General features: G+C 34.2%; 15 protein-coding genes. 11 read left to right on the top strand and 4 right to left on the bottom strand.

Translation table 11 applies throughout. The annotated features are described in order from the left end of the window. Nucleotide 1: 1 nt before the first annotated feature. From ACJDUH_RS11030 to ACJDUH_RS10985, 10 genes are all read left to right on the top strand, one after another. A complete protein-coding gene (locus ACJDUH_RS11030; RefSeq protein ID WP_406765251.1) occupies nt 2-313 on the top strand; it encodes a hypothetical protein in 312 nt (103 codons plus the stop codon). A 327-nt stretch (nt 314-640) separates the two neighbouring features. Then, nucleotides 641-2095, top strand: a complete 1455-nt coding sequence (locus ACJDUH_RS11025) for a glycosyltransferase family 39 protein (RefSeq protein ID WP_406765250.1) — start codon at nt 641-643, stop codon at nt 2093-2095. Between the two features lie 33 nt (nt 2096-2128). Further along, entirely contained in the window at nt 2129-3076 is a 948-nt protein-coding gene (locus tag ACJDUH_RS11020) for a glycosyltransferase family 2 protein (protein WP_406765249.1), read from the top strand. A 171-nt stretch (nt 3077-3247) separates the two neighbouring features. Further along, nucleotides 3248-5230: a BglG family transcription antiterminator gene (locus ACJDUH_RS11015; protein ID WP_406765248.1), complete on the top strand. Its 1983-nt coding sequence runs from the start codon at nt 3248-3250 to the stop codon at nt 5228-5230. Continuing rightward, a complete protein-coding gene (locus ACJDUH_RS11010) occupies nt 5217-5666 on the top strand; it encodes a PTS sugar transporter subunit IIA (protein WP_406765247.1) in 450 nt (149 codons plus the stop codon). Before ACJDUH_RS11015 ends, ACJDUH_RS11010 begins: the two co-directional genes overlap by 14 nt. A 76-nt stretch (nt 5667-5742) precedes the next feature. Then, nucleotides 5743-6789, top strand: coding sequence for a PTS fructose transporter subunit IIC (locus ACJDUH_RS11005; RefSeq protein ID WP_406765246.1), 1047 nt, complete (start codon nt 5743-5745; stop codon nt 6787-6789). Nucleotides 6790-6814: 25 nt separating this feature from the next. Continuing rightward, a complete protein-coding gene (locus ACJDUH_RS11000) occupies nt 6815-7126 on the top strand; it encodes a PTS fructose transporter subunit IIB (RefSeq protein ID WP_406765245.1) in 312 nt (103 codons plus the stop codon). 103 nt (nt 7127-7229) lie between these two features. Continuing rightward, the gene (locus ACJDUH_RS10995; protein ID WP_406765244.1) at nt 7230-9023 is read left to right on the top strand and encodes a hypothetical protein; all 1794 of its coding nucleotides are present in this window, start codon (nt 7230-7232) and stop codon (nt 9021-9023) included. 150 nt (nt 9024-9173) lie between these two features. Further along, complete coding sequence (locus ACJDUH_RS10990) at nt 9174-14729, top strand: glycoside hydrolase family 38 N-terminal domain-containing protein (RefSeq protein ID WP_406765243.1); 5556 nt, start codon at nt 9174-9176, stop codon at nt 14727-14729. A 289-nt stretch (nt 14730-15018) separates the two neighbouring features. Then, the gene (locus tag ACJDUH_RS10985; RefSeq protein WP_406765242.1) at nt 15019-19719 is read left to right on the top strand and encodes a glycoside hydrolase family 38 N-terminal domain-containing protein; all 4701 of its coding nucleotides are present in this window, start codon (nt 15019-15021) and stop codon (nt 19717-19719) included. Nucleotides 19720-19878: 159 nt separating this feature from the next. Here the strand turns inward: ACJDUH_RS10985 and ACJDUH_RS10980 are convergent, their stop codons facing one another. Then, entirely contained in the window at nt 19879-20982 is a 1104-nt protein-coding gene (locus ACJDUH_RS10980; RefSeq protein ID WP_406765241.1) for a PRK06851 family protein, read from the bottom strand. A 249-nt stretch (nt 20983-21231) separates the two neighbouring features. Here ACJDUH_RS10980 and ACJDUH_RS10975 point away from each other — a divergent pair, with 249 nt between their 5' ends. Next, nucleotides 21232-21990 (top strand): SagB/ThcOx family dehydrogenase, encoded by a 759-nt coding sequence (locus ACJDUH_RS10975; RefSeq protein WP_406765240.1) that lies wholly within the window; start codon nt 21232-21234, stop codon nt 21988-21990. A 152-nt stretch (nt 21991-22142) separates the two neighbouring features. On the opposite strand, the gene ACJDUH_RS10970 is transcribed toward ACJDUH_RS10975, so the two are convergent. From ACJDUH_RS10970 to ACJDUH_RS10960, 3 genes are all read right to left on the bottom strand, one after another. Next, nucleotides 22143-23180 carry a PLL family lectin gene (locus ACJDUH_RS10970; RefSeq protein ID WP_406765239.1) on the bottom strand — a complete coding sequence of 346 codons (1038 nt, stop codon included), beginning with the start codon at nt 23178-23180 and terminating at the stop codon, nt 22143-22145. Nucleotides 23181-23397: 217 nt separating this feature from the next. After that, the gene (locus ACJDUH_RS10965) at nt 23398-24861 is read right to left on the bottom strand and encodes a 4Fe-4S dicluster domain-containing protein (protein ID WP_406765238.1); all 1464 of its coding nucleotides are present in this window, start codon (nt 24859-24861) and stop codon (nt 23398-23400) included. A 99-nt stretch (nt 24862-24960) separates the two neighbouring features. Next, nucleotides 24961-25203 carry a (2Fe-2S) ferredoxin domain-containing protein gene (locus tag ACJDUH_RS10960; protein WP_406765237.1) on the bottom strand — a complete coding sequence of 81 codons (243 nt, stop codon included), beginning with the start codon at nt 25201-25203 and terminating at the stop codon, nt 24961-24963. Nucleotides 25204-25478 lie beyond the last annotated feature (275 nt).

The raw sequence follows: 25478 nt of genomic DNA, 5'->3' as shown, positions 1-25478 counted from the left end.
TATGGCATTTAAAAATTTAATTCTTATAGGGAAGAATGGACAAGTAGTTTTTCAAGGCATATTAGCTTCATTACCTCTTAAGGAAGAAAAGATTATAACTAAAAGTATTGAATTATTTAATGAAAGCAATCCCTGTATCATATATAAAACCTATGCTATGAAGAAAATCATGTTGGATATAGATGACTATATGAATACACTGCTGAAAAATGGAAAAGTAAAATTAGACTGGCATGATGTTCCGGAAGAAATAAAACTATCCATAGATATTGGAGAAGAGATTGAGGAAATGTCATTAGACACTAGAAATTAATAATATTATGAAAAGCAGGATGCTTTACTTATGACTAATGATGCTGTTTTTCAATTTATAGAGAAAGAGAGTCAAATATACCCCCTTATTTATATTTTATATATCAATAAGGGGGCATTTAACTTTTAGTTTCATGTAAATTATGTCTAAGCAAAATATTGACACAATATTCACTAAATGTATATATATAACTAAAATGTATCCAGAATTCAGAAAATATGTTATTATACATAGTATAAAAAAGTATAAATTGTTTAAGAGTGTAAATAATAGAAAAATATTATAGAGGAATGTATTATAGGGAATTATTTTACTAGGGGGTTACTGATGTTTAATAGATACTTTAGCAGATTTCTAAATTATGCTGTTATGATTGTTCTTTTCTTTGCTTTAATCATGTCTATACTTTATGTTGGTTACTTCTTTTACATTAGTAATAATAAGGTATATTGCGTTTTAACAATAGCACTCTATTTTTTTATTTTTATAATATATAGAAAATATAAAAATAAAATTATTGAAGTATTAGATTTTAATAATGAAAAAGTTATAGTTTATATTGTTATAGCAGCTTTAATAATTAGGATATTGTGGGTAATATACATTCCTACAAATCCTACCTCAGATTTTGGATTAATGTATAGATCTGCAGCTGATGCAGCTAAAGGTCAATTTTATATGTTTAAAGATAATTCTTATTTTGCTAGATTTGCTCATGATACTATTACTGTGTTTTATTTCTCATTATTTTATCACCTTACAAATAATCCACAACCTCTAATTAAACTATTAAATATAATTTATGAAACTGCTTCTGTTTTTTTATTGTATCTTGTTATTAAAGAAGCCATTGGAAAGAAAAGCGCAATTATTGGTTCAATGATTATAGCAGTATTTCCTCCGTATATAATGTATACTTCAGAGGCTATGTCTGAGAATATTGCGTTACCTTTTTATTTGCTAAGTGTTTATTTATTTTTAAAAGCTTTAAAGAACAATAGAAATACTTTCTTGCTTCTTTGCGGACTTACACTATCAATAGGTAATATGTTTAGAATGGTAGGAGAAGTTTTTTTAATTGCATTTGCAATATATTTATTGATTAATAAGGGATTTAAAGAAGGCTTAAAGTCATCAGTAAAAATAATATTAAGTTTTACATTACTATTATTTGTAGTTAGTCAGTCATTACTCTCAGCAGGAATCACTGAAGTTCATTTATGGAATTCAAAGGAACCAGCTATTACTTCTATTCTTAAAGGCACAAATATGGAGCATTTTGGAAGATGGAATAAAGAGGACGCTATTATTCCATATGAGTTTAATTTTGACCCAGAAGCTATTAAAAAGGCTTCAAAAGAAATTATAATACAAAGACTTACAGAGACTCCTATATATAAGGTGATTTTTCATTATGTAGTAAAGCTTTCAACGCAATGGGGGCTGGGAGATTTCGGTGCATATGGCTGGTCTGTAGAGGATGCTGACAATACAAATGCAGCAAATTTTATGAAATATGCAAAATCGGAAATTAATATTTTTATTAACTTAATTTATATTTCCCTATTAATAAGAATACTTAAGGCATTGTATAAAAGGGAGTATGAGGACTTTGAAAAAATGAACTTCTTTTTTATACTTTTTGGAGGGTTTGTACTTCTTTATCTGATTACAGAAACCCAAGAAAGATACAGCTTTATAGCAGCATGGTTAATTGTGATTTTTGCAGCTAAAAATGGGAATGGCTGCAAAATACCAGTTAAGAAACATATTACATTTTAAATATAAAAAAGACTTTTAAAGGGGAGATTAAGTGTGGAGGGGTTTTTACTATCTATAGTTATACCTATGTACTACGAAGAAGCTGTTGCAGGGGAATGTTATAAAAGGCTTACCTTAGAAATGGAGAAAAATGAACAAGACTATGAACTTATATTTATTAATGATGGCAGTAAGGATAATACCCAAGCAATTTTGGAAGAGATTGCATTAAAGGATAACAGAGTAAAGGTAATAAATTTTGCAAGAAACTTTGGGCATCAGGCTGCTGTTACTGCTGGAGTTGAAATGGCACATGGGGATGCAATAGTAATTATAGACGCTGATCTTCAGGATCCGCCAGAGCTTATAAAGGATATGATTGTTCTTTGGAAACAAGGCTATGAAGTTGTATATGCAAAGAGAAAAAAGAGAGAAGGGGAAACCTGGATCAAATTATTTACCGCAAAATATTTCTATAAGTTTTTAAATTTAATGTCTGATATTGATATCCCTAGTGATACAGGGGACTTTAGATTAATAGATCGCAAGGTAGCAGATGCATTTTTGGCAATGCCAGAGAAAAATAGGTTCATTAGGGGAATGATTTCTTGGATAGGCTATAATCAAATAGCAATTGAATATGTAAGAAATGAACGCTTTGCTGGAGAAACCAAATATCCCTTTAAAAAGATGATAAAATTTGCTACTGATGGAATAATTGGTTTTTCAAATAAGCCTTTAAAAATTATTACACACTTAGGCATATTATCAGTTGCTTTGTCCTTCGTTGTATTGATATATTCATTAATAATTAAGATAGCCTCGGGAAACGTAGAGCGTGGATGGACATCTATAATGGTTGCAATTACCTTTTTTAGCGGGGTTCAAATGCTTTCGCTAGGGGTAGTAGGAGAATATATCTCTAGAATGAATGATGAAATAAAAGGACGGCCTTTATACATAATTAAAAGTAAAATGAATATTGAGGATAATTTAAAGTGAAAAAGTGTGAGCAGCAATTAGATTAAACTAATTACTGCTCATATTTTTTTATTAGTACAGTTTTACCACAATGTTGTGGAAACAAATGGGTTGTCTGGGAATATTGATATAATTGGATGAAAACGATATAATAAAATTGCAACAGTAAATAAATGTAAAAGGTGAATTGTGATGGATAGAATATTTAAAATATTAGAACTTATATTAAAAAGTGAAAATTACATATCCGTTGACTTTATTGCCGAAAATTTGAAGGTTTCTAATAAAACCATACGAAATGATTTATTTAAAATAGAAAAAATTGTTAAGGAGTCAAATTTAACTCTTAATAAGAAACCTGGTGTTGGTATAGCCATTGAGGGCTTAGAAGAAAAAAAATTAGAAGTTTTAAATAATATAAGAAGTAGTATCAATTACATAGAGCCTTACTCACCTGAGGATAGGCTGAACTATATTTTAAAGGCTTTATTTATGAGTAAAACTTCAATTACTATGAAAGAACTTTCTGATAGTCTCTATATTAGCCGAGCAACACTTTTAAAAGATTTAGAGAAAGTGGATAAATGGCTTTCCAACTTTAAGCTTAGGCTTATTAGAAAAACCAACTATGGCATAGAAGTAACCGGGAAGGAAGAGGACTTAAGAAAGGCCATTGCAAGCCTTCTAGATAGCGATAAGGAATACAATAATATTTTAAGGGAAATTATTTACGAGGACTATGATGGAATAATAGATTATACCTCAATTTCTAAATTGAAGGAGCTGGTAGATATTGATTATAGGATATTGGAAAAGATAGTCACTAATGCAGAGGCCAAATTAAACTTTAAATTTTCAGATGAGGCCTTTGTAAGTTTGATTATACATATTGCAATTGCAATTAAGAGATTAAATGAAGAAAAGGATGTCAAGCTGTCTGATGAAATGCTATGTGCTCTAAAAGAAAATGAAGAATATGAAACAGCACTGCAAATTGCACTTGATATTCAAAACTCCTTTAATATAAAGCTTCCAGAATCAGAAATTGGCTATATCTTACTTCATATTTTAGGGACAAAGCTTTTGGAAGGCAAAAGCAGTAAAATAGGTTTCAATTTTGAGAATGAAAGTGAAAGCGAGCTAGCAGTTATAATGGCCAAGGAGATAATAAATGTATCTCAAAGGGCTTTACACATTAATTTAAGCAGCGATAAACAATTATTAAATGGATTGATACTTCATCTTAGGCCTACAATAAATCGATTAAAATATGGACTAACCTTGCATAATACAATACTTAAGGAAATTAAGGAAAACTACATTGAAATATTTGGAGCAGCTTGGATGACAAATACAATCTTTGAAAGGTATTTAGGCATTACAATGCCTGAGGAAGAGATAGGATATATATGTCTTCATTTGGCAGCAGCAGTTGAACGCAATAAGAATCCTATTAAAGTATTAGTGGTTTGCGCCAGTGGTATTGGTACATCACAGTTTATTTCCGCTAGGCTGGAAAGGAGCTTCAGGCAAATAGATATTGTGGATGTTATATCTATAATTGAGCTTAAGCGTAGAAAAACAGAAGATATTGATTTAGTGATATCAACTGTTCCAGTGGAATGTACTAAACCAGTTTTAATGATAAGCCCTCTGCTTAATCAAAATGATATAAGAAGGATTGAATTATTTATAGAAGACTTCTCGAAGGAAGATTTTGAATATCATCCATCACCTAAAATTATTGATAAAAGTTTAATTAAGCTAAGCAGCACCCTTAAGGATATGGAAGCATTAATTAGAGAGATGTGCACTGATTTAATACAGTCTGATTATATTCAGGAAGAATTTGTGGACAGTGTCTTTGAAAGGGAAGTGCTTTCGCCAACGGAAATAGGCTGGGGAATAGCAATCCCTCATGGAGATACAAAATTTGTTAATCACTCATGTCTAGCTGTAAATAGGCTAAAGGAACCTATTACCTGGGGAAGTGAGAAAGTTGACACCATATTTCTTCTTTGCATAAAAACAGAGGATAGAGAAAGAGCAAAAAAGTGGGTGAGAAGCTTATATAACTTTATAGAAAATGATAAAAACAGAGATATTTTAAAGAAGGCAAAGAATAGTGAAGAGATCTATAGCATAATGGAGGAGTTTTTATATGTTGATAAATAAAAATCTTATTGTACCAGATATGGATGTAGAGGATAAAAGTGAAGCAATAAAAAGACTTATTACCTTAATTAAAACAGAAAATAAAATTAGTTCGGAAGAAGAATTTTATAAATGCGTTTTAAATAGAGAAGGTGAATTCAGTACAGGAGTCGGAAATGGAATAGCTATACCCCACGGTAAATCTGATACAGTTAACGAAGCAATTGTTGCCTTTGCAAAGCTAAATAAAAAAATAGATTGGAGTTCTATAGATAATGAACTGGTGGATTTAATCTTTTTACTTGGAGTGCCGGAAAAAAATACTGAAAATTTGCATCTTAAGATACTAGCTCAGCTATCTAGAAAATTAATGGATGAAGACTTTGTAAAAAAATTAAGGGGGGCTCAGACAAAGCAGGAAATTTATAATACCTTGTCAGAAATAGAAGTAGGTTAGTTAAAAAGGTTGAAGACCCTTAGAAGTTAATTTTTATAGGGTTTGCAATAAAAATTTAAACAGGGGGTAATTTTAAATGAATGACGAGCTTAAAAGACTTCGTGAGTATCTAATGACAGGAGTTTCTTACATGATACCTATAGTAGTTATAGGTGGTGTGCTTATTGCTTTCTCAATAGCTCTAAGTGGAGTACAACCAGGAAAAGGCGCCGTTGTTACCGCTCCAGTATTAAAAAATATGATGGATATCGGTTCTGCTGCATTTTCGCTAATGGTACCAATATTAGCTGGCTTCATAGCTTATGGTATAGCAGACAGACCTGGTATAGCACCTGGTATGGTTTGTGGTGTTTTAGCTAACAACATAAAAGCAGGATTTTTAGGAGGTATCATAGCTGGTCTATTAGCTGGTTATATTGCTAGATGGATAAAAGGATGGAAAGTTAATAAAAATCTAAGACCAATAATGCCAATATTCGTTATTCCACTATTAACTTCATTAATAGTTGGCGGACTTATGATATATGTTTTAGGTGGTCCAATAAGTTCTTTAATGGCAAGCATGACAAATGGATTAAAGAGCATGAGTCAAGGAAGTTCAGTATTTTTAGCATTAATCATGGGAGCAATGATTGCCTTTGATATGGGTGGTCCAGTAAATAAGGTTGCCTTTATGTTTGGAGCGGCAATGATTACGGAAGGTATATCTACAGTTATGGGACCTGTTGCAGCCGCAATATGTATTCCACCACTTGGAATGGGAGTAGCAACACTATTAGCACCTAAGAAATATTCAGAGACTGAAAAAGAAGCTGGTAAAGGTGCTCTTGCTATGGGACTTATAGGGATAACAGAAGGAGCTATACCTTTTGCAGCAGCCGATCCATTAAGAGTTATTCCATCAATAATGATAGGTTCATCTATAGGTGCAGCAGTGGCTGCTTTAGGTAAGGTAGCTGATCACGCACCACATGGAGGGCCAATTGTATTACCAGTTGTTGATAACAAGGTTATGTTTATTATAGCTGTTTTAGTAGGCATTACAGTAACATCGCTACTAGTTAATGCATTAAAGAAACCAGTTTCCCAGGAAGTTGAAGAAAGCGAAGGCTTAGGAATGTAATATTTATTTATTATGGAGGATAAAGATGAAAATAGTTGCAGTTACAGCATGCCCCACAGGAATAGCACATACCTATATGGCTGCAGAAGCCTTAGAAAAGGCGGCTAAAAGTATGGGACATCAAATAAAAGTGGAAACTCAAGGCTCTATAGGAATAGAAAATAAAATAACACAAAAGGAAGTGGATAGTGCTGATCTAGTTATTTTTGCAGCAGACGTTGCAGTAAAAGAAGAAAAACGTTTCAAAAATAAGCCAATTTTTAGAGCCGAGGCTCAAAAAGCTATAAAAAATCCTAAGGCTATTGTAGAAGATGCGGTTAAAATATTAAACCAATAGTTAATTAAATATGTCTTAAAGATACAGGGCGGGAAGTAAAGCTACAGGCTGATTCCTGCCCTTTATACTTTTAAAATAAATTCTAAATAGTATGGGGGAAAACATGGGAAAAACTAAAAGAAAGCAAAAAGAAATAAAGTTGAAAAAAAACTATAAGTTTAAGTTAATTACATTTTTGCTGTGTTTAATAGCTTGTATAGCCATATACGCCATTTACAGTTATCCTAGAAAAATAGAATTAGAATACACTGTGAGCCCATATTCTGTAGAAGAAAAAATAATGAATGTAAATGTAAAAATTATGCCATTAAATAAAGGTAATGGCAAAACCTTTGCATTAGTCAAAGGAAGTATGCTTACAAGTGATGAGAAATGTACAGATGATTTAAATAGAAGTGTAAATTTTAAAAGTGAAAATGGTATTGTAGTCATGGATAAATTAAGCGATGGCGCTAAATATCTCAATTATTCCTATAAGGTAACTATAGGTGGGGCAGGTAAGCATGGAGATAATGGACAAGCCTATCAAGATATGCTGACCTTTGCAGGTGAATCGGTATTGGCTTTACCTCTCAGAGCTCTTAATTATGACAGTGTCAAGGAGGATATAATTAATAAAATTTCAGTAAGGTGCCTAACACCAAATACTTGGGAAGCTATTATACCTTTTGCAAAAAAAGGTGATAATGCCCTAACTGAAATAAATAAACCTTCTTGGATGAATTTATATGAAATCAGACAGGGAACTTTTACTTTTGGAAATTTTAAAAAGGATGTGCATTTAGATTCCAAGGGAAAAGGCTACACCGTTTATATAGATAATAATGCTGAACAGTACTACGATGAAAATGCAAAAAAGGGAATAGAAAATTTATATAATTATTACACTAAACTATTTAATTATGACATGGATAATTACTCAATTGTATTACTTAGAAAAAATGAGGAAAATAAAAACTATATTATTGGAGGCTTATGTACACAAAACGTAGCCAGCACATTCGATCCTGCAAATAAGAGAGATTGGCAGTTACTATCTCATAGAGTTTTTCATTCATTTTTTGAATCTAAAATTCCCTCTGACAGATATCTTAAAGCGCCTCTATTAGAATTCTATGAAGGTCTTGCGACCTATTATGAAAATATGGCATTAGAAAGTCTTCCTGATAATATAAAAACCAGTTTGAAAATATCTCCTGAAAAGGAGATAGGCTATCTATTTGAACGATATACCTATATGAAATTAAAGGATCCACAAAATCTATCTCTTATTCCTCTTCAGGAAGTGCAGCTTCAGGGTTCACCTGCAAGGATAGAATTTCTTCATTATACTCAGATGCCATTAACTGTAAGCTATATGGAGGATTTAGTGGGCAAAAAAACTGGTAAGCAGAATAATATTATTAGTTACATAATGGAAAATAGCAGAGATACTACTGTAACAGTTGAAAAAATTGTCAGCAAACTTTTAGGAAAGGATGCTAATAGCTTTGTAAATAAATATTTAAATGGAAGTGAAATTTTACCCCTATGGAGTACAATGGCTAATAAAAATGAAGATGATAAAGAGATAGTAAAAAGATTAAATGATTATGAGCTTGAATTATATACCTGGTTTGCATTGGAAAATCAGTTGTATCAATTTGATATAACCGAGGATGCTGACTTAGTGAAACTTTCCAAGGAAGCAGAAAAAGAAGGAGCTGTATTTGCAGACAAAGCTACAGAGGAGACTATAAAAAATACTTCTCCAACTATTTACAATTTATTAAAGGAATATGCTCTTAGAGCTAAGGTGTGCTCTGTACCCTATAGTGATACAGCTTTAAGAGAAAAACTTACAGCAAGTAAGAGCAACATGGACAAATGGGATACTTTTAAGAAAAACTTAAAATAAATTTACAACGAGAAGCTTCAGTAAAGTATTTTATTAAAAATGAAGGAGGTGACTAAAAGTTACCCAATGTATTTTACCTCTATAAATTGTTTTTTGTTTCAGTATATATGCAGTATAGCTGCGTATGTAAATTAAAAATGGGAGGATAGTATGAAAAAAGGAATAAAAAAGCTTATGGGTGCAGGGATGGCAGCATCAATGCTGCTTACAACACTCCCTGCTGGTACTGTTCAAGCATATGATAAAACTTCTACAGTAAATATGATAGGCAACGCACATATTGATGCGGCATGGAATTGGAGATATGCCGAAACAATCAGCACAGTAATCCCGGATACCTTTAAAAGGGCCTTGGATTTAATGGATGCTAACCCTGATTATCGTTTCAGCCAATCTTCTTCTCAGCTTTATCAATGGGCAAAGGAATACTACCCTGACTTAGCAGCAAGAATTGATGCTAAGGTAAAAAATGGTCAGTGGGAAATTGTAGGAGGACAGGTTATTGAACCAGATTTAAATAATACAAACGGTGAATCTTTAGTAAGACAATCCTTGCTTGCCCAAAATTACTTTAGAGACAATTACGGAATTTTGCCTAATATTGGCTGGGTTCCTGATGTCTTTGGCTTCAATTACAATATGCCTCAAATACTTAAAAAAAGCGGTATGGACTATTTTGTAACCACAAAGCTTAATTGGCAGGATACAAATAAATGGCCCTATGAATATTTTAACTGGACAGCTCCGGATGGAAGCACAGTAACTAGTTATAAACCAACCAATGATTATTCCCTAAGCGGAGGTTCAATTAGTGGTTCAAATTTAGCAAATACCTTAAACTATACTTCAAGTTTAGGCCTTAACTCAAGCCTTGTACTTTATGGTTCAGGTGACCACGGTGGAGGTCCAACACAAAGTGATATAAATAACATCAGAAATATCAATACCAATTCTTCTTATCCAACAATAAAAATGTCAACAACAGCTGAAACTCTAAAAAGTCTGGATCAGCAGGTAAAAGATAAAAATACAGTAATGCCCAACGTAGATAATGAGCTGTATTTTGAATATCATAGAGGCGTAATGACAACAGCAGATCCAATGAAGAAATATAATCGCTATTCAGAAGAAACAGCTGAACAAGCAGAAAAATTTAGCTCTGTTGCTTCAATTTTAGGTTCAGCAGCATATCCTCAGCAAAAGATCAATGCCGCTTGGCAAAAGACCCTACTTAATCAATTCCATGACGTACTTCCAGGATCTGCTATAGCACCAGTATATGCTGATGCCTTCAATGATGCAGAAATAGCCCTAAATGAATTAAACAGCGTAAAAAATACTGCAATAAATGGAATTGCAAATAGGATAAATACTCAAGGTGATGGTCAGCCAATATTGCTTTATAATGCATTATCCTGGGACAGGACAGATGCAGTTCAAGCTGATGTGAATTTATCATCTCCAGACAGCAGTATAACTATACTTGATGTTAATGGTAATGAGATACCAAATCAAGTAATAAACAAGAGCGGAAATAAAGCAGTTATAGCATTTGAAGCATCTATTCCGGCTTTAGGTTATTCCATTTACAGAGCTGTAGAGAAAAAGAGTGCAGATTTCTCATCAACAATTAAAGTTGATGCTGCAAATAAGACCTTTGAAAACCAATTCTTTAAGGTAAGTATAGATCCTGTTACAGGAAATATAGCAAGCATATTTGATAAAAAGAATAATAAAGAAGTGGTGGATGCTGGTCAGCAGTTTAACAGACTTCAATTCTTGGCTGATACTCCAAGAGAATATGAATCATGGAATATTGATTACGACGATATGTCAGCTACTCCAACGGAAGTTAATGCTGTAACCGCACCTGTAACCTTAGTTGAGAATGGTCCTACAAAGGCTACTTTCAAGGTTTCTAAGGTTTCTCCATCAGGACTTTCAACAATTGATGAGTATATAACTCTTTATAATACTACAAACAGAATAGATTTAGATCTTAAAGTTAACTGGAATGAAAAGCAAACCATGCTTAAGGTAGCATTTCCAATGAGTGTACATCCACAAAATGTTACCTATGATATTGCTTATTCCACAATAAGCAGACCTGCTGCCAATACAAAAGGCATGTTTGAAGTTGAAGGCTATAAGTTTGCTGACATGTCCAAGGATGGTTTTGGAGTTGCTGTATTAAGTGATAGTAAAGAGGGATGGGATTGTCCAAATGGTGTGCTGCGTCTTTCTCTCTTAAGATCACCAATAGACAATAGAGGTGGAGCAACTGATATAGGAAATAGAGAAATAAAATATTCCTTCTATCCACACAGCGGAGATTGGAAGACTGCAGACGTTGAAGCAAAATCCTATGAGTACAATTATCCTATTTCAAGTTTTGCAGTTACAAATCATTCAGGTGACTTAGCAGCATCAGCATCCTTTGCTAAGGCAGCCTCAGATGATAACAATGCTGTTCTTTCAGTGTTTAAGAAGGCAGAGACAAGACAGATAGACCAAAAGAATAATGAAGATAGGTCAAACAGTTATATTGTAAGGCTTGTTGAGACAGAGGGAAAGGATAATACAAAGGTTAATGTTACTCTTCCAGCCGCAATTTCTGGTGCAAAGGAAGTTAACTTAATTGAAGACACAATTGCAGGTGCAGCTGCTCCTGAGGTTAGCGGAAAGAGTTTCTCAACTACACTAAATAAGTATGAAATAAAAACATTCTTGGTTAAGTTTAATGCCGTTGATATGTTTAAAGATCAAAAACCTCAAACTCAACCTGTAGACCTTGCAACTTACTACAATTTAGACGGTATGTCTTTTGATTCAAATAGAAAAGATGGAAATCTAAATGGAAATGGTGAAACCTATTCCGCAGATTTAATGCCTGATAAGGTTACCAGTGAGGATGTAACATTTAATGTTGGACCAAAGGCAGATGGGAATAAAAATATTGTTCAGGCAACAGGCCAGACAATTGAAACTGCTAATGCCGGAAAACACCAATACTTATTCATGCTTGGAAATTCTACAGCAGGAGTTGGTATTGGAGAATTTAAAGTCAACTATACAGATGGAACTTCTTCAACAAGAACCTTTAGTTTTGCGGGCTGGCAGGACACTGTAGGTTATGCTCAAAAGACTTATATTAAGGATACTATAGGACTTAACCTATCACATACACATACACCAAATGGAAATACCTTTGATATAGATAATAACCTGTATGTTTATAAAATGGTTCTTGATTCATCCAAGACAATAAAGAATATAACTCTCCCTGATTCAAAAGCTATTAAAATTGCTGCAATGTCTTTTGTAGATGGAAATGTAGTAATATCTGCAGATCAGCAGGCACCTTCCAAGGTTAACAATTTAAAAGCAGCAGGAACTAAACAGTATTATAATCCTTCAATAAATTTAACCTGGGATGCAGCTAGCGATAATGTAGGTGTTGTTAATTATTTCATTTACAGGGCAACTAAAGAAGATCTTTCAGATGCTAAATTACTTGCAAATACAGCTGATACTAAGTATACTGATTCAGATTTTGCAAGTGTAAATAAGTACTATTATGCTGTATGTGCTCAGGATGAGGCAGGTAATATCGGTCCTCTATCTAATATAAACTCAGTATATGCTGGAGCTAATATTGCTTTATTTAGACCTACAACAGCTGATGGTCAAATGAATGCAAGTGAGGCAGCTTCACTTATCAACGATGGTAATATATCAACAAAATGGTGCTACAACGATGGGACAACTAAAGTACACTGGAATACTATCGATTTGGGCACTGATAAGACAATCGATGGCTTCAAGATTTATCATGCAGCAGCTGGTGGAGAAACTACTGATTGGAATACTAGTGCATACAAAATTTTAGTAAGCAGCGACAATACAAATTGGACTACAGCTGTTACACGAACTGGAAACAAGGATAATATTACTGAAGATATATTATCTACACCAGTAACAGGAAGATATGTAAGATTTGAAGCTACAAAGCCTACAAATACATCAGATGTAGCAGCGAGAATCTATGAACTTCAAGTGTATGGCGATGATAAAGATTTTCCACAAGCTGTGCCTGAAGCACCACAAATTACAAGTATAGTGCAAAATGACACTTCTGCTGTATTGAATCTTAATTTTGCCAAAGATACAGACAACATTACTGTAAAATATGGTACAAAGTCAGGGGTATATGACAATGTAATCACAGGAGTAATGGCAAATACCGTAACTGTTAATAATCTATCTATAGGAAAAACTTATTACTTTACAGTTATTCCATATAACATCTTAGGAGAAGGTAAAGCTTCACAAGAAACAAGCTTTAAGGTATTCCAAAATAAATCTACCTCTGTAGATTTATCTAGCTATTTCAATCTTGATGGTGCAAGTACACCTGATAAACCAGCAGAAGGTATGTTTGATACAGTTGGATGGGCTTATGACGCTGCTGTAATGCCATCAGTTATTAATTATGCTAATATTAAATTTATGCTTGGATCTATGGCAGACACTGATAAGAATATAGTTTCCTGTGTAGGTCAAACTATAACCCTGCCTACTGCTACGGCTGCTAATAGAATATACCTAATTGAATCCGGTGCGGGAACGCAATCTGGTGTTAGTATAAAAGTGAATTATTCTGATGGAACAAATACAACTAAATCATTGAACTTTACTGACTGGTGTCAAAGCCCAAGCTCAAGCGAAAAGGTAGTATATTCTATGGATCATAGAATATACACTAAATCCGGTATAACCGGGCCGGCTACAAATTTGTTTATTCAACCAATTGTTGTAGACAGCTCAAAACAAATTACAAGTATAACGTTGCCAAATAAGAGCGGAGCTAAGATATTTGCAGTGTCCTTAGTAAATCTAGTGGATCCTGATACCTTATCTCATAATACTAGTTTAAGCACTATAAAGATAGGAGATACTCCTTTAGCAAATTTTGATAAGAGTACGTTAGAGTATAATGTACCGCTTCCTGCTTCAACCACAGCTGCACCTAAGGTTACAGTTACAACTGATGACCCAAATGCATATGCAGTTGTAACTCAGGCTAGCAAGTTCCCAGGAACTGCAACAATTACTGTTACTGCAGATGATGGATTAACAGTAGGTACCTACAAAGTAAACTTTAAAGTAAAACTTGGAAGTGCTGCAATAACAGTTGATAACACAACTCTTGAAAGAAACAACACTGCAAAAGCAGCTGTTACTGCAAAATTAGATAATGACACCGATACTGACATTACTAAAACAACAGTAGAGTATCTTACAAGTGATCCTATGGTTGCAGCAATTGATAAAAACACAGGTGCTATAACAGCAGCAAATGTTGGTACTGCTGAAGTTTATGCTAAAGTAACACTTGATGGTGTAACTGTGGAATCTAACAAAATTACTATTACTGTAGATACAAGTGCTGCATCCATAGAAAAATTGATTGCTGGCTTTACTAAATCAAATGATTTAGTAGGACCACTAGTACCACAGTTAAGCAATAACCTTACACAGGCTAAAAATTTTATTAGTGAGCGTAAGGCTGATCAGGCTGTAATTCATATGGGAGACTTTATAAAACACCTTAATAATCCTCCAATGGACAGCCGCATATCAGCTTCTGCCAAGGAAATTTTAAACCTTGATGCACAGGCCCTTATTGATAAGTGGTCTAAGTAGCTAATAATAAGATTAAATACTGATTAGAGCCGCTCCTGAGGATAGAGTCATAATTTCCATAAAGAGCGGCTTTTTATTTACCTTAATACATAGTTCAAAATGAAAAAACAATTAATATTTAATCAAGGAGGTTAAAGTCTTAAAGGGACTTTAACGAGGTATAAGTCCTAAATGGGCTTAAACGGGTAGTCTGCCGATGAGTAATCGGCAATCTAGACTATCCAGTGATAACGAGCGGGAGCGAGTAATCTTAATTACTCAGTGTTTCCGACTAAAAGGAGGAATAAAAATGGGAAAGGCTAAAAGAAAACTAAAGAAAAAAGCTGCTTTAGCAACTGCCTTATCAACCTGCTTAACATCTTCACTGTTCACTACTAATTTATACGCTTATGACCTAACTAAAGACAAAACCGTTTATACTGTAGCTACTGCACATCTTGACACCCAATGGAACTGGGATATAAGAACAACCATTAACAGCTATGTTCCAAAGACATTGGTGAATAATTTCAATTTATTTGAAAAGTATCCGGACTATAAGTTCAGTTTTGAGGGAGCCTTCAGGTATGCCCTTGCAAAGGAATACTTTCCTGCTCAATATGAACAACTGAAAAACTATATTGCAAACAACAGGTGGTATGTTACAGGAAGTTCCTGGGATGCAGGGGATGTTAATGTTCCGTCTCCAGAGGCTGTAATGCGTAATATTCTATATGGAAATCAGTATTTCAAAAAAGAATTTGGGAAAACAAGTACTGATATATTCCTGCCTGATTGCTTTGGATTTGGCTATGCTCTTCCATCCATTGCATCTCATATGGGATTAACAGGCTTCTCAACCCAGAAGCTAACCTGGGGCTCTGCAAATGGTATTCCTTTTGATATAGGAAGATGGTATGGGCCAGATGGAAAATACTTAATATCCGCATTAAATCCAGGAAGTTACTCCTCCTCCATAACTAAGCCTGTAAGCAGTGATACTACCTGGGTTAATAGAGTTAATGCTAATGGAAGTAACTTTGGAGTATATGCTGCCTATAAATATTATGGAACAGGAGATACCGGTGGATCTCCAACAGATGGTTCAGTAAATTATGTAGAACAAGATATTAAAAATGGTACAAATCCAACAACAGGTGTTAATGTTGTTAGTGCACCAGCAGATCAGATGTATAGAGACATAGCTGATCAGGGACTGGCAGACAAGCTGCCTTCCTTTGATGGTGAGCTTGTTGCTATACAGCACGGTACAGGCTCCTATACCTCAAAAGCAGTGTCTAAAAGATTCAACAGAGAAGATGAACTTCTTGCAGATGCTACAGAAAGAACAAGTGTTATGGCAGATTGGCTGGGAGGAGCACCTTACCCTCAGGAACAGCTTAACACAGCTTGGCAGCGTTTTTTATGGCATCAATTCCATGATGATTTAACTGGTACAAGTATACCTTCAGCATACAACTTCTCATGGAACGATTATGTATTATCTTTGAATCAGTTTGCTCAGGAACTTACAAACGGTGTGGGAGCAGTTGCCAATGCAATGGATACTCAAGTATCTGGAATTCCTGTAGTAGTGTATAACCCAGTTTCAAAAGCACGAAAGGATGTAGTTGAGGCAAAGGTAAGCTTCCCAGAAGCAGCCCCAAAAGCAGTAAAAGTATTTGACCCAGAGGGAAAGGAAGTACCTTCACAAATTGAAGCAACAGAGGGAAACACTGCCACTATTTTATTTCTTGCAGACATGCCTTCTGTAGGCTATAAGACTTATGATGTAAAGCCTTCTTCTACAGCAAGCAATATGTCTACAGGTTTAAGTGTTAGTAATTCTACATTGGAGAACAATTCCTATAGAGTTACTATTAATACTGATGGAGATATAGCAAGTGTTTATGATAAAGTAAACAATAAAGAACTTCTTTCTGCTCCATCAAGACTTGAACTGCTTAATGACACCTCTACTACATGGCCTTCTTGGGAAGTAAAACTTAGTGATTTAAGTGCTGCTCCAAAGGCATATGTAGGTGGTCCTGCTGACATTCAAGTAGTTGAAAACGGACCTGCAAGAGTAGCACTTAAGGTTACACGTAATACTTTAGGTTCTGTATTTACTCAGACTATAAGATTGAGTGCTGGTGATGATGCACAGCGAGTAGATGTAGATAATAATGTAAATTGGAATACCAAGGCTACAAATTTAAAGGTATCCTTCCCACTTACTGCTTCTAATCCTAAGGCTACTTATGACCTTGGACTTGGAACAATTCAAAGAGGGAATAACACTGCAAACGAATATGAAGTTCCAGCACAGGAGTGGGCAGATATTACTGATAATTCAGGAGACTATGGAGTAAGTATATTAAATGACAGCAAATATGGCTGGGATAAGCCAGCAGATAATTTGCTTAGGCTTACTTTAATACACACCCCTCAAGGTTCCTATGGTGCTAACAAGCAGGATGTGCAGGACTTTGGCGAAAATAGATTTATGTATTCTATTTATGGACACAGCGGAAATTATGTAAATGGAAATACTGTAACTCAGGGTGAAAGACTTAATCAGCAATTAAAGGCCTTCCAAACTGTAAATCATGGCGGAAACTTAGGTAAAGAAACATCCTTCTTAACTATAAGCAATCCTAATGTAACTGTTAAAGCTATTAAAAAAGCTGAAAACAGCAATGAGTATATAGTTAGAGTTCAGGAAACGAGCGGAAGCCCGATTTCAGACATTACTTTATCTATGGGCAGCGGTATAGCTAGCGCAAGAGAAGTAAATGGAAATGAAGATAATATAGGACCTGCTGTAGTAGAAAATGGCAAATTAAAATTTAACATGACAAAATATGAACCTAAATCCTTTGCAATAACTTTAGCTGCACCGTCAGTTAAGGAAAATGCGCCAACCTCAACTTCCGTGGCATTGCCTTATAATAAAGACGTTGTAAGCTTTGATGGAAATAAGGCAGATGGAACCCTAGACACACTGGGAAATTCAATTCCTGCAGAACTTATACCAGCTGAAATAAAAAGCGGCGGAATAAGCTTTAAGACAGGGCCTACTGCAGATGGACAAAATAATGCGGTAGTAAGCAGCGGTCAGGAAATAAAAATACCAACCGGTTATAAGCAGTTATATGTGCTTGCTGCCTCCACTGCAGGAGATTTAACAGACAGCTTCAAAGTTAACGGTAATCCTGTAAATGTAAAGATAGAAGATTATAAACAGAATGTAGGCGGATGGGATAACTTAGCTGCAGGAACTTATATGGGTATTAAGCGTGACGATGTGGCTTGGGTAGCTACTCATACTCATAATCCAAATGTTAAAACACCTTCATCACCTATTTCTGCACCTGGAAATAGCGCCTATGATTTTGATTACATGTTTAAGTATAAGATTGATTTGCCAGAAGGCGATAACACCATAACTCTTCCAAACAACAGTAATATTTTAATATTTGCTATAACTGCAGCAAACAACAAAAATGAAAATACAAAGTCAGCTGCTCCGCTTTACGATGTAAAAGAAGCTGCAAAGACTTATCCACTTTCAGTAGAAAACGGATCAGGTGCAGGAAGCTATCCTGAAGGTACACAGGTATCCATTTCTGCAGTTGTTCCTGCAGGATATATGTTTAAAGAGTGGGAAGGACCTGTAGCAGATAAGAAGTCAAGCGATACTACAGTTACTATAGGAACAGATCCTATAAATGTTAAAGCACTATTAACCTATTTAGGACCAGACCTAGCATTAAATGCAGCTGCAACTGCAACAGGAGCTACGAACAATAATGAGCTTCCTAAGTTTGGCGTAGATGGAAATGGAAAAACAAAGTGGTGTCAGGCAGCACAAACTACTCTTCCTGATGGAACCAAGACCGATGATAAGTGGTTAACGATAGACTTAGGTAAAGAGTATACAATTAATAGATGGGTAGTTAAACATGCAGGTTTCGGTGGAGAAAGCACAGATTGGAATACAAAAGACTTTAAACTTCAAGTAAGTTCTGATGGAAATACATGGACTGATGCAGATACTGTAACAGGGAATAGAGCTAATATAACTAACAGAATGCTGAATACTCCTGTAACTGCTAGATATGCAAGACTTTATGTAACTAAGCCTACAAATAGCACTGATAAGGCTACAAGAATTTACGAATTTGAGCTATACTCGGCTGCTTTTCTAAGCTCTGATAAGACAGAATTGAATAATGGCAGGGATACTGCAAAGCTTTCAGTAAATACAGTTACTGAGGATGGCACTACAATTGATCTTTTGAAGCAGGATGGAACGCAGGTACAGTTCACAAGTGATAATGAGAGTGTTGCAAAGGTAGACAGCAGCGGAACAGTTACACCAGTAGATGCAGGAATTGCCAACATAACTGCAAAGGTAACTTCAAATGGTGTGATAATGAATACTAATTCCATTAAGTTTAACGTAGTGGAACTATCTAGTGTTAAAATTTCAGCTGATAAAACTAGCTTTGAAAGAAATGATACCTCTAAATTAAACATTACTGAGGCATTACTTTCCAACGGAAAGGCTGCAGACTTAACCGGTTCTAACGCTAAGATAGAATATTTAAGCACAAATCCAGCAGTAGTATCTACTGAAAATGGCTTGATAACTGCCCATAATGTAGGCACTGCAGAAGTATATGCTGTAGTTGCCCTCGATGGTATAAAGGTAGAGTCAAACAAAATTACTGTTACTGTAGATACAAGTGCTGAATCCATTGCAAGACTAATAAATAATTATACTAATTCAAAAGATTTAGTAGGACCATTGGTACCACAGTTAACTAATAACCTTACACAGGCTAAAAAGTTTATTGATGAACAAAAAGTTGATCAGGCTGTAAATCATATGGGAGACTTTATAAAGCATCTTAATAATCCTCCAATGGACAGCCGTATATCAGATTCAGCTATGGAAGCTTTAAACCTTGATGCGCAGGCCCTTATTAATAAGTGGTCAAAATAGACATTAAAATCCTATTAATTTAATTTAATATTGGTTTTGAAGCCGTAAAATTTTTCACATTATAAGCTTCAAGAGCAAAGAATAAATTCCTTGCTCTTGAAGCTATTTTTTATATATCATTGAATTAATTGTAACATAGCCATGTACTTAAGGATTAGATTATTGCTCACTTACTTTGAACTCTTTTTCATAACCCTCTAGCTTTTCTATAAGCTTTTTTGTTATCTCATCTATTTTATCAAAATTCATATTTGGAATATAATAGGTTTCCATTTGATCATGAAGAACCTTTGCAGATGCTATAAGCTTAAGCCCTTTATTTAAAAGCTCATAGAACAGCTTTGTATCATAGATTATTTCTTCTTTATTTTTATTAATTATATAAGAATTTAATAGATTATCCATATAAATTTGTTTTCCTATAAATTTCTTTTGGTTTATTTCATTGGAGGTAACTATTGCTGTGCTTAGCTCAGGAATAATAATATGCTCAAGTCTTTCTGGAATTAAAGGATCATGGAATATTTGAACTGAAAGCCCTCTTTTTAAAGCTTCCTTTGTTAAATATTCCAAAACATCAGTTTTACCCGTACCTGGTCCACCATTTAAAACATACACTTCCTTATAACCATCAAGAATAGAATCTACATAGGTTATTATTCCATTTGGGGTGAAGGCTGTAGCAAATAAGTGCCTCTCATAAGCATTACCTGTAACTGGAGTCTTAAATATTTTATCTTTTAATTCTTCCATTAGCTTATTTAACTTACCATTATTTAAGGCTTCATTATTATAATTGCTTAAGTCGTCATGTACAGCTTTAGCAGCAGCTATAAATCTATATGCTCTTCTAAAGGTTTTTCCTACTTCTTTATTTATGTCAATAATATTTTTTCTATATTGTGTAAAGCCTTCCTCATTCCAGCATTCGCCCATGTTTAATATTTCATCCACTGCTCCCGGGTTTACAGGGTCAACTACATGTGGTGCAGTACCATCAAGTATTGCTACATTAATTCCTTTTATTACTACTCCATCTAGAGAATTATTATCTGAGGAACAGTGGTGATATTCTATGTCATAGCCTTTCTCATTAAAATGGGCTGCTATCTTTTTCATAAGTGAAGATTTCCCTGTTCCAGGTCCACCCTTTATACAAATTATCCTTCTTGCTTCATCTTGACCTAATATATACCTATAGAAGGAATAAAATCCCTTGGAGGTATTGCCACCTGGGAATAGATCAGTGGTTCTTCCTTTCATAATTCACACTCCTATAAATTAAAATCAATATATTTTATGCGGAAACAGCTAAAAAGGTGCAAGGTACTTTTCACAAAGAATTTTCAAATTATAAATTAAGGAAATACAGAAAAATTAATAATTTTAAATATAAAATAAAAATTTATAATGAGGAATGATTTCCGTTGTAAGATTAATAAAATTGACAAGTTTATATTATTAATTTAGAATATATTGAAAATGAAGAGTTAAAATGAAGGAGAGTATGTTATGGATAAAAATAAAGCACAAAGACAATGGCTTAAGGCTAATTTTAATTCCTTAAAGGATATTGAAACAGATAAGCAAAAGAAGATTAAGCAGCCTCTAATACAAAAGGAGGTTCCAGAAGGACATGAAATGATCACTCTTCCAAAGGTAGATAACAGTGTAATAACAAAGAGTAGTATATTTGACTGCTTAATGGATAGAAAGAGCAGCAGAGTTTATGAAAAGGGAGGTCTTACAGTTAAGGAACTTTCATTCTTACTCTGGGTAACTCAAGGAATTAAAAAGGTTGTTGGAAAGGTGAACTTTGCTAGTTTTAGACCTGTTCCATCCGGTGGTGCATGTCATCCCTTTGAAACTTATTTAGTAATTAATAAGGTAGAGGGGTTAAAACAGGGAATATATAGATACTTACCAATAGAACATAAGCTTGTTTATTTATTTAATGAAGATAACATGGAGACAAAGGTCACTGATGCTGTTTCAGGACAAAGTTATGTAAGTACTGCACCTGTTATCTTTATGTGGAGCTGCATTCCTTATAGAACTGAGTGGAAATATGACATTGCTGCCCATAAAACAATACTTCAAGATTCCGGACACTTATGCCAAAATCTTTATTTAGCAAGTGAAGCTATTGGCTGCGGTACTGTTGCTGTTGGAGACTATAATCAGGAAAAGGCTAATGAATTATTAAAGCTTGATGGTGAAGATGAGTTTGTAATTTATATTGCTCCAGTAGGAAAAATAGCTGAAAAATAAGATAAGGAAAATAGCTGCAATATATAAAATATGCTGCATCTATGAATCGCTGCAAAAGAAGTTCAAAGCTTAAATAAACCCAAAGCCAAGTGTTGACCTTAATTCATTTCATTCAGACGAACAACACTTAGGCTTTGGGTTTATTCTTTCTTTTAGGTTCTCCCAATATGCCATAAGGAATTATTTCTTCCCCTTGCAAAGACGTCGGTTCTGTTTGGCCCCCAGGAAACTGCAGCTGGACTCAAGGTTATATTTCCGCCAATACTCCTCCAATTACTCCAGCGAGAGCCGTTCCATGACATGGTAATCACTTGATTATTTAGACCTCTTGCAAATACCTCCAGTCTATTGCTAGCTCTAGAAGAAACTGCAGGAGCTGAAGTTATTCTTCCACCAAGGTTTTCCCATCTGCTCCACCTAGAACCATTCCACCAAATATGAATCAGGCGGTTATTTTGACCAAGTGCAAATACATCAATTCTATTTCTTCCCCAGGAAACAGCAGCAGGAGAAGAAAATAATCTTCCACCAAGGCTTACCCAATTACTCCAACGAGAGCCATTCCACCATCTATGCCAGAGAGCATTGTCTGTGCCTCGAACAAAGGTATCTATTCGATCAGGTGAAGAAGAGGCAGCTGCGGGTGCTGAGGTTAAGGATCCGCCTAGACTTTCCCAGTTACTCCATCTAGAACCGTCCAAGAATATATGCCACATAGCATTATCGGTACCTCTAGCAAATACATTTATTCTATTGTTTCTTGTAGAAATTGCAGCAGGAGCTGAAGTTATTCTCCCACCAAGGCTTTCCCAGCTGCTCCAACGAGAACCGTTCCACCACTTATGATATAAGGCATGATTAGTTCCAGCAGCAAATACATAAAGTCTATTAGGAGCCCAAGAAGATGCCGCAGGAGCTGAAGCTAAAGCTCCGCCTAGATTTTGCCATCTGCTCCATCTGTCACGGGAAGGTGCAATTATTATGTTTCCAATACTATAGCCAATTTTTACATTATTCATTTCATCTATAGGGGCATCTGCATCATTAACTGCGGGTGTAGTTTGGGATTCGTTGTTTTCAAAGGTTTCATTCTCATAAGTTTCATTAGAATCATTAAAACTTCTCAGATTTTCATTTTCATAATAGTTTTGGGAAATGGGAAAAGGACAAAAATATGGTGAATTATTCATTTAAACCTCCTTACATATACTGAGCTACATATTGCTTATCAATTCATTTTATGAATATAATGAAAAAATGTTACAGATATTAAAATCTGTAACATTTATTGTTCATTATTAAACTTAATGTTCGAAATATTTTAAAAATTCTATAAAATGTATTGATGATGATTTCGTAAATTGATACAATTTAATTAAGGAGAAATTATCATTTTATAAATAAATTTTATTTATATTTTCTTTTTAAATTTATTTTATCTAATTTAAATACTCTTAAAGAATCTGCAGTTTGTTTTTCAAATGCAAGTTTACCATATTTGTCAACTTCGTTTTTGTCCTTTGTACCATGACACAGTGAAGCAGCTCCTCCGATGCAGCCTCCAGTGCAGGCCATTCCTTCAATGAAATTTGAGGCTAGCTTGTTAAATTTTAAGAGTTTAAGTGCTTTATCACATTCTTGTAATCCATCGCAGCTTATTGGTTTAAATTCTACCTCTAAGTTTTTTGTTTCAATAATATTTTTAACTGCTTCAGTTAGTCCACCAGAGCGAGCGAATATTCTTCCAAAGAAGGAAGCATTATTTAAAGGGGTATCTTCACATTCTTCAATATTAATATTGTAGGCATCAAGCATTGCATCCAGTTCTTCAAAGGTAATTACATAATCAGTTATGCCTTTAATGTCTTTCTCATTAATTTCGGCTTTCTTTGCAGTGCAGGGACCTATAAAAACAACCTTAGCTTTATCATCAATATTTTTAATGAGCTTTGATATAGCTATCATTGGTGAAACAGTGGTAGAAACCATAGGCATAAGCTCAGGATAGTTCTTTTTAATAAAACTTACAAAAGCAGGACAGCAGGAGCTTGTCATAGGTTTTTTATTCTCAGCATTATGAGCAAATTCCTCCGTTTCCTGAAGGGCAACTATATCTGCTCCTAATGCAACTTCAACAACATCATGAAAACCAAGCTTTTTAATACCAGTAACTACTTGTCCTATACTTGCATAAGTAAATTGACTTGAAATTGCTGGTGCAATAACAGCATATACATGAAACTCCTTATCACTCTTAGTTTTTTCTAATAAATTTACTACTGGATATACGAAAGACTTATCCATTATAGCACCAAAAGGGCATTGATAAACACAAGTGCCGCATTCTATGCATTTATCATTATCTATAACAGCCTTTTTGTTTTCGTCAAAGCTTAAGGCCTTTGCACTGCAAGCTCGCCTGCAAGGTCTCATTACATCAGAAATTGCGTTATAAGGGCATACACTTTTGCATCTGCCGCATTCAATACATTTATCAGTATTAATATAGGATCTTTGATTTACATTATAAATTGCACCTACGGGGCAAGCTTCAGAACACTTGTGAGCAAGACAGCCCCTGCAAGCTTCAGTTATTGTAAAACGGTTAATAGGACATTCATCGCAGGCTATATTTATTACTTCTATAATATTTTTATTTTTCTTATTGCCACCCATTGCAAGCTTTACTCTTTCAACAATAATTTCTCTTTCTTTATAAATGCAGCAGCGGGTTCGGGGTTTTGGACCTGGGATAATAGTTTTAGCAATTGCTCTATATTTCTTTTTAATATCACCTTGTAAAGTATGTTTAACAACTTCCTTTAAAACTTCATGCTTTATAAGTTGAACATCACTTTCAAAATTTCGCATGACTTCACTTCTCTCTTAATTGATTTTATAGGGTAAATACAAAATCTCATTAATTAGCTCTAAGGCTTTTTAAAGAAGTCAAACTTAAAACAAAGGCTGTTAAATGCTTTTAACTATGTAATCATTAAAGAAATCATTAACATTTTCCTTTTTCACAGATATAATAGGGCTTTCGTCCACTTTTACGCATACACCATTTTTACAGTCACCAAGACAAAAGGAAGCTTTAATTTCAACCTTGTTTTCTAAATTATGTTCACTGATAAGCTTTTGCAGCATATGAACTATGTCATAAGAGCCCTTTAAATGACAGCTGCTGCCTATACATACAGTTATGGTCATATATCTCACCTCTAACAGTAATTAATATACAAAAAGTATAACACCTTGTTATTTATTTATCAAATTAAAATTTTATAGTTAAAATTATCAATGGTATTTTCATGTATTCTATTAATAAATCCGCATATAATAAGGCTTAAAAGAAAATATTCTAAAAAACCGTATCTAATAATAAATTAATAAAAATTTATAAAATGAAAAAATATAGAGTTGTTTGAAAGAAATTTTAACAATTGTTATTATCCAATTAAGGGTAAATACAAATTCATTTAATA

This window comes from Candidatus Clostridium radicumherbarum (assembly GCF_045310525.1).
Classification (GTDB): Bacteria; Bacillota; Clostridia; order Clostridiales; family Clostridiaceae; genus Clostridium_AT; species Clostridium_AT radicumherbarum.
This window is presented reverse-complemented; position numbering and strand designations above follow the sequence as displayed.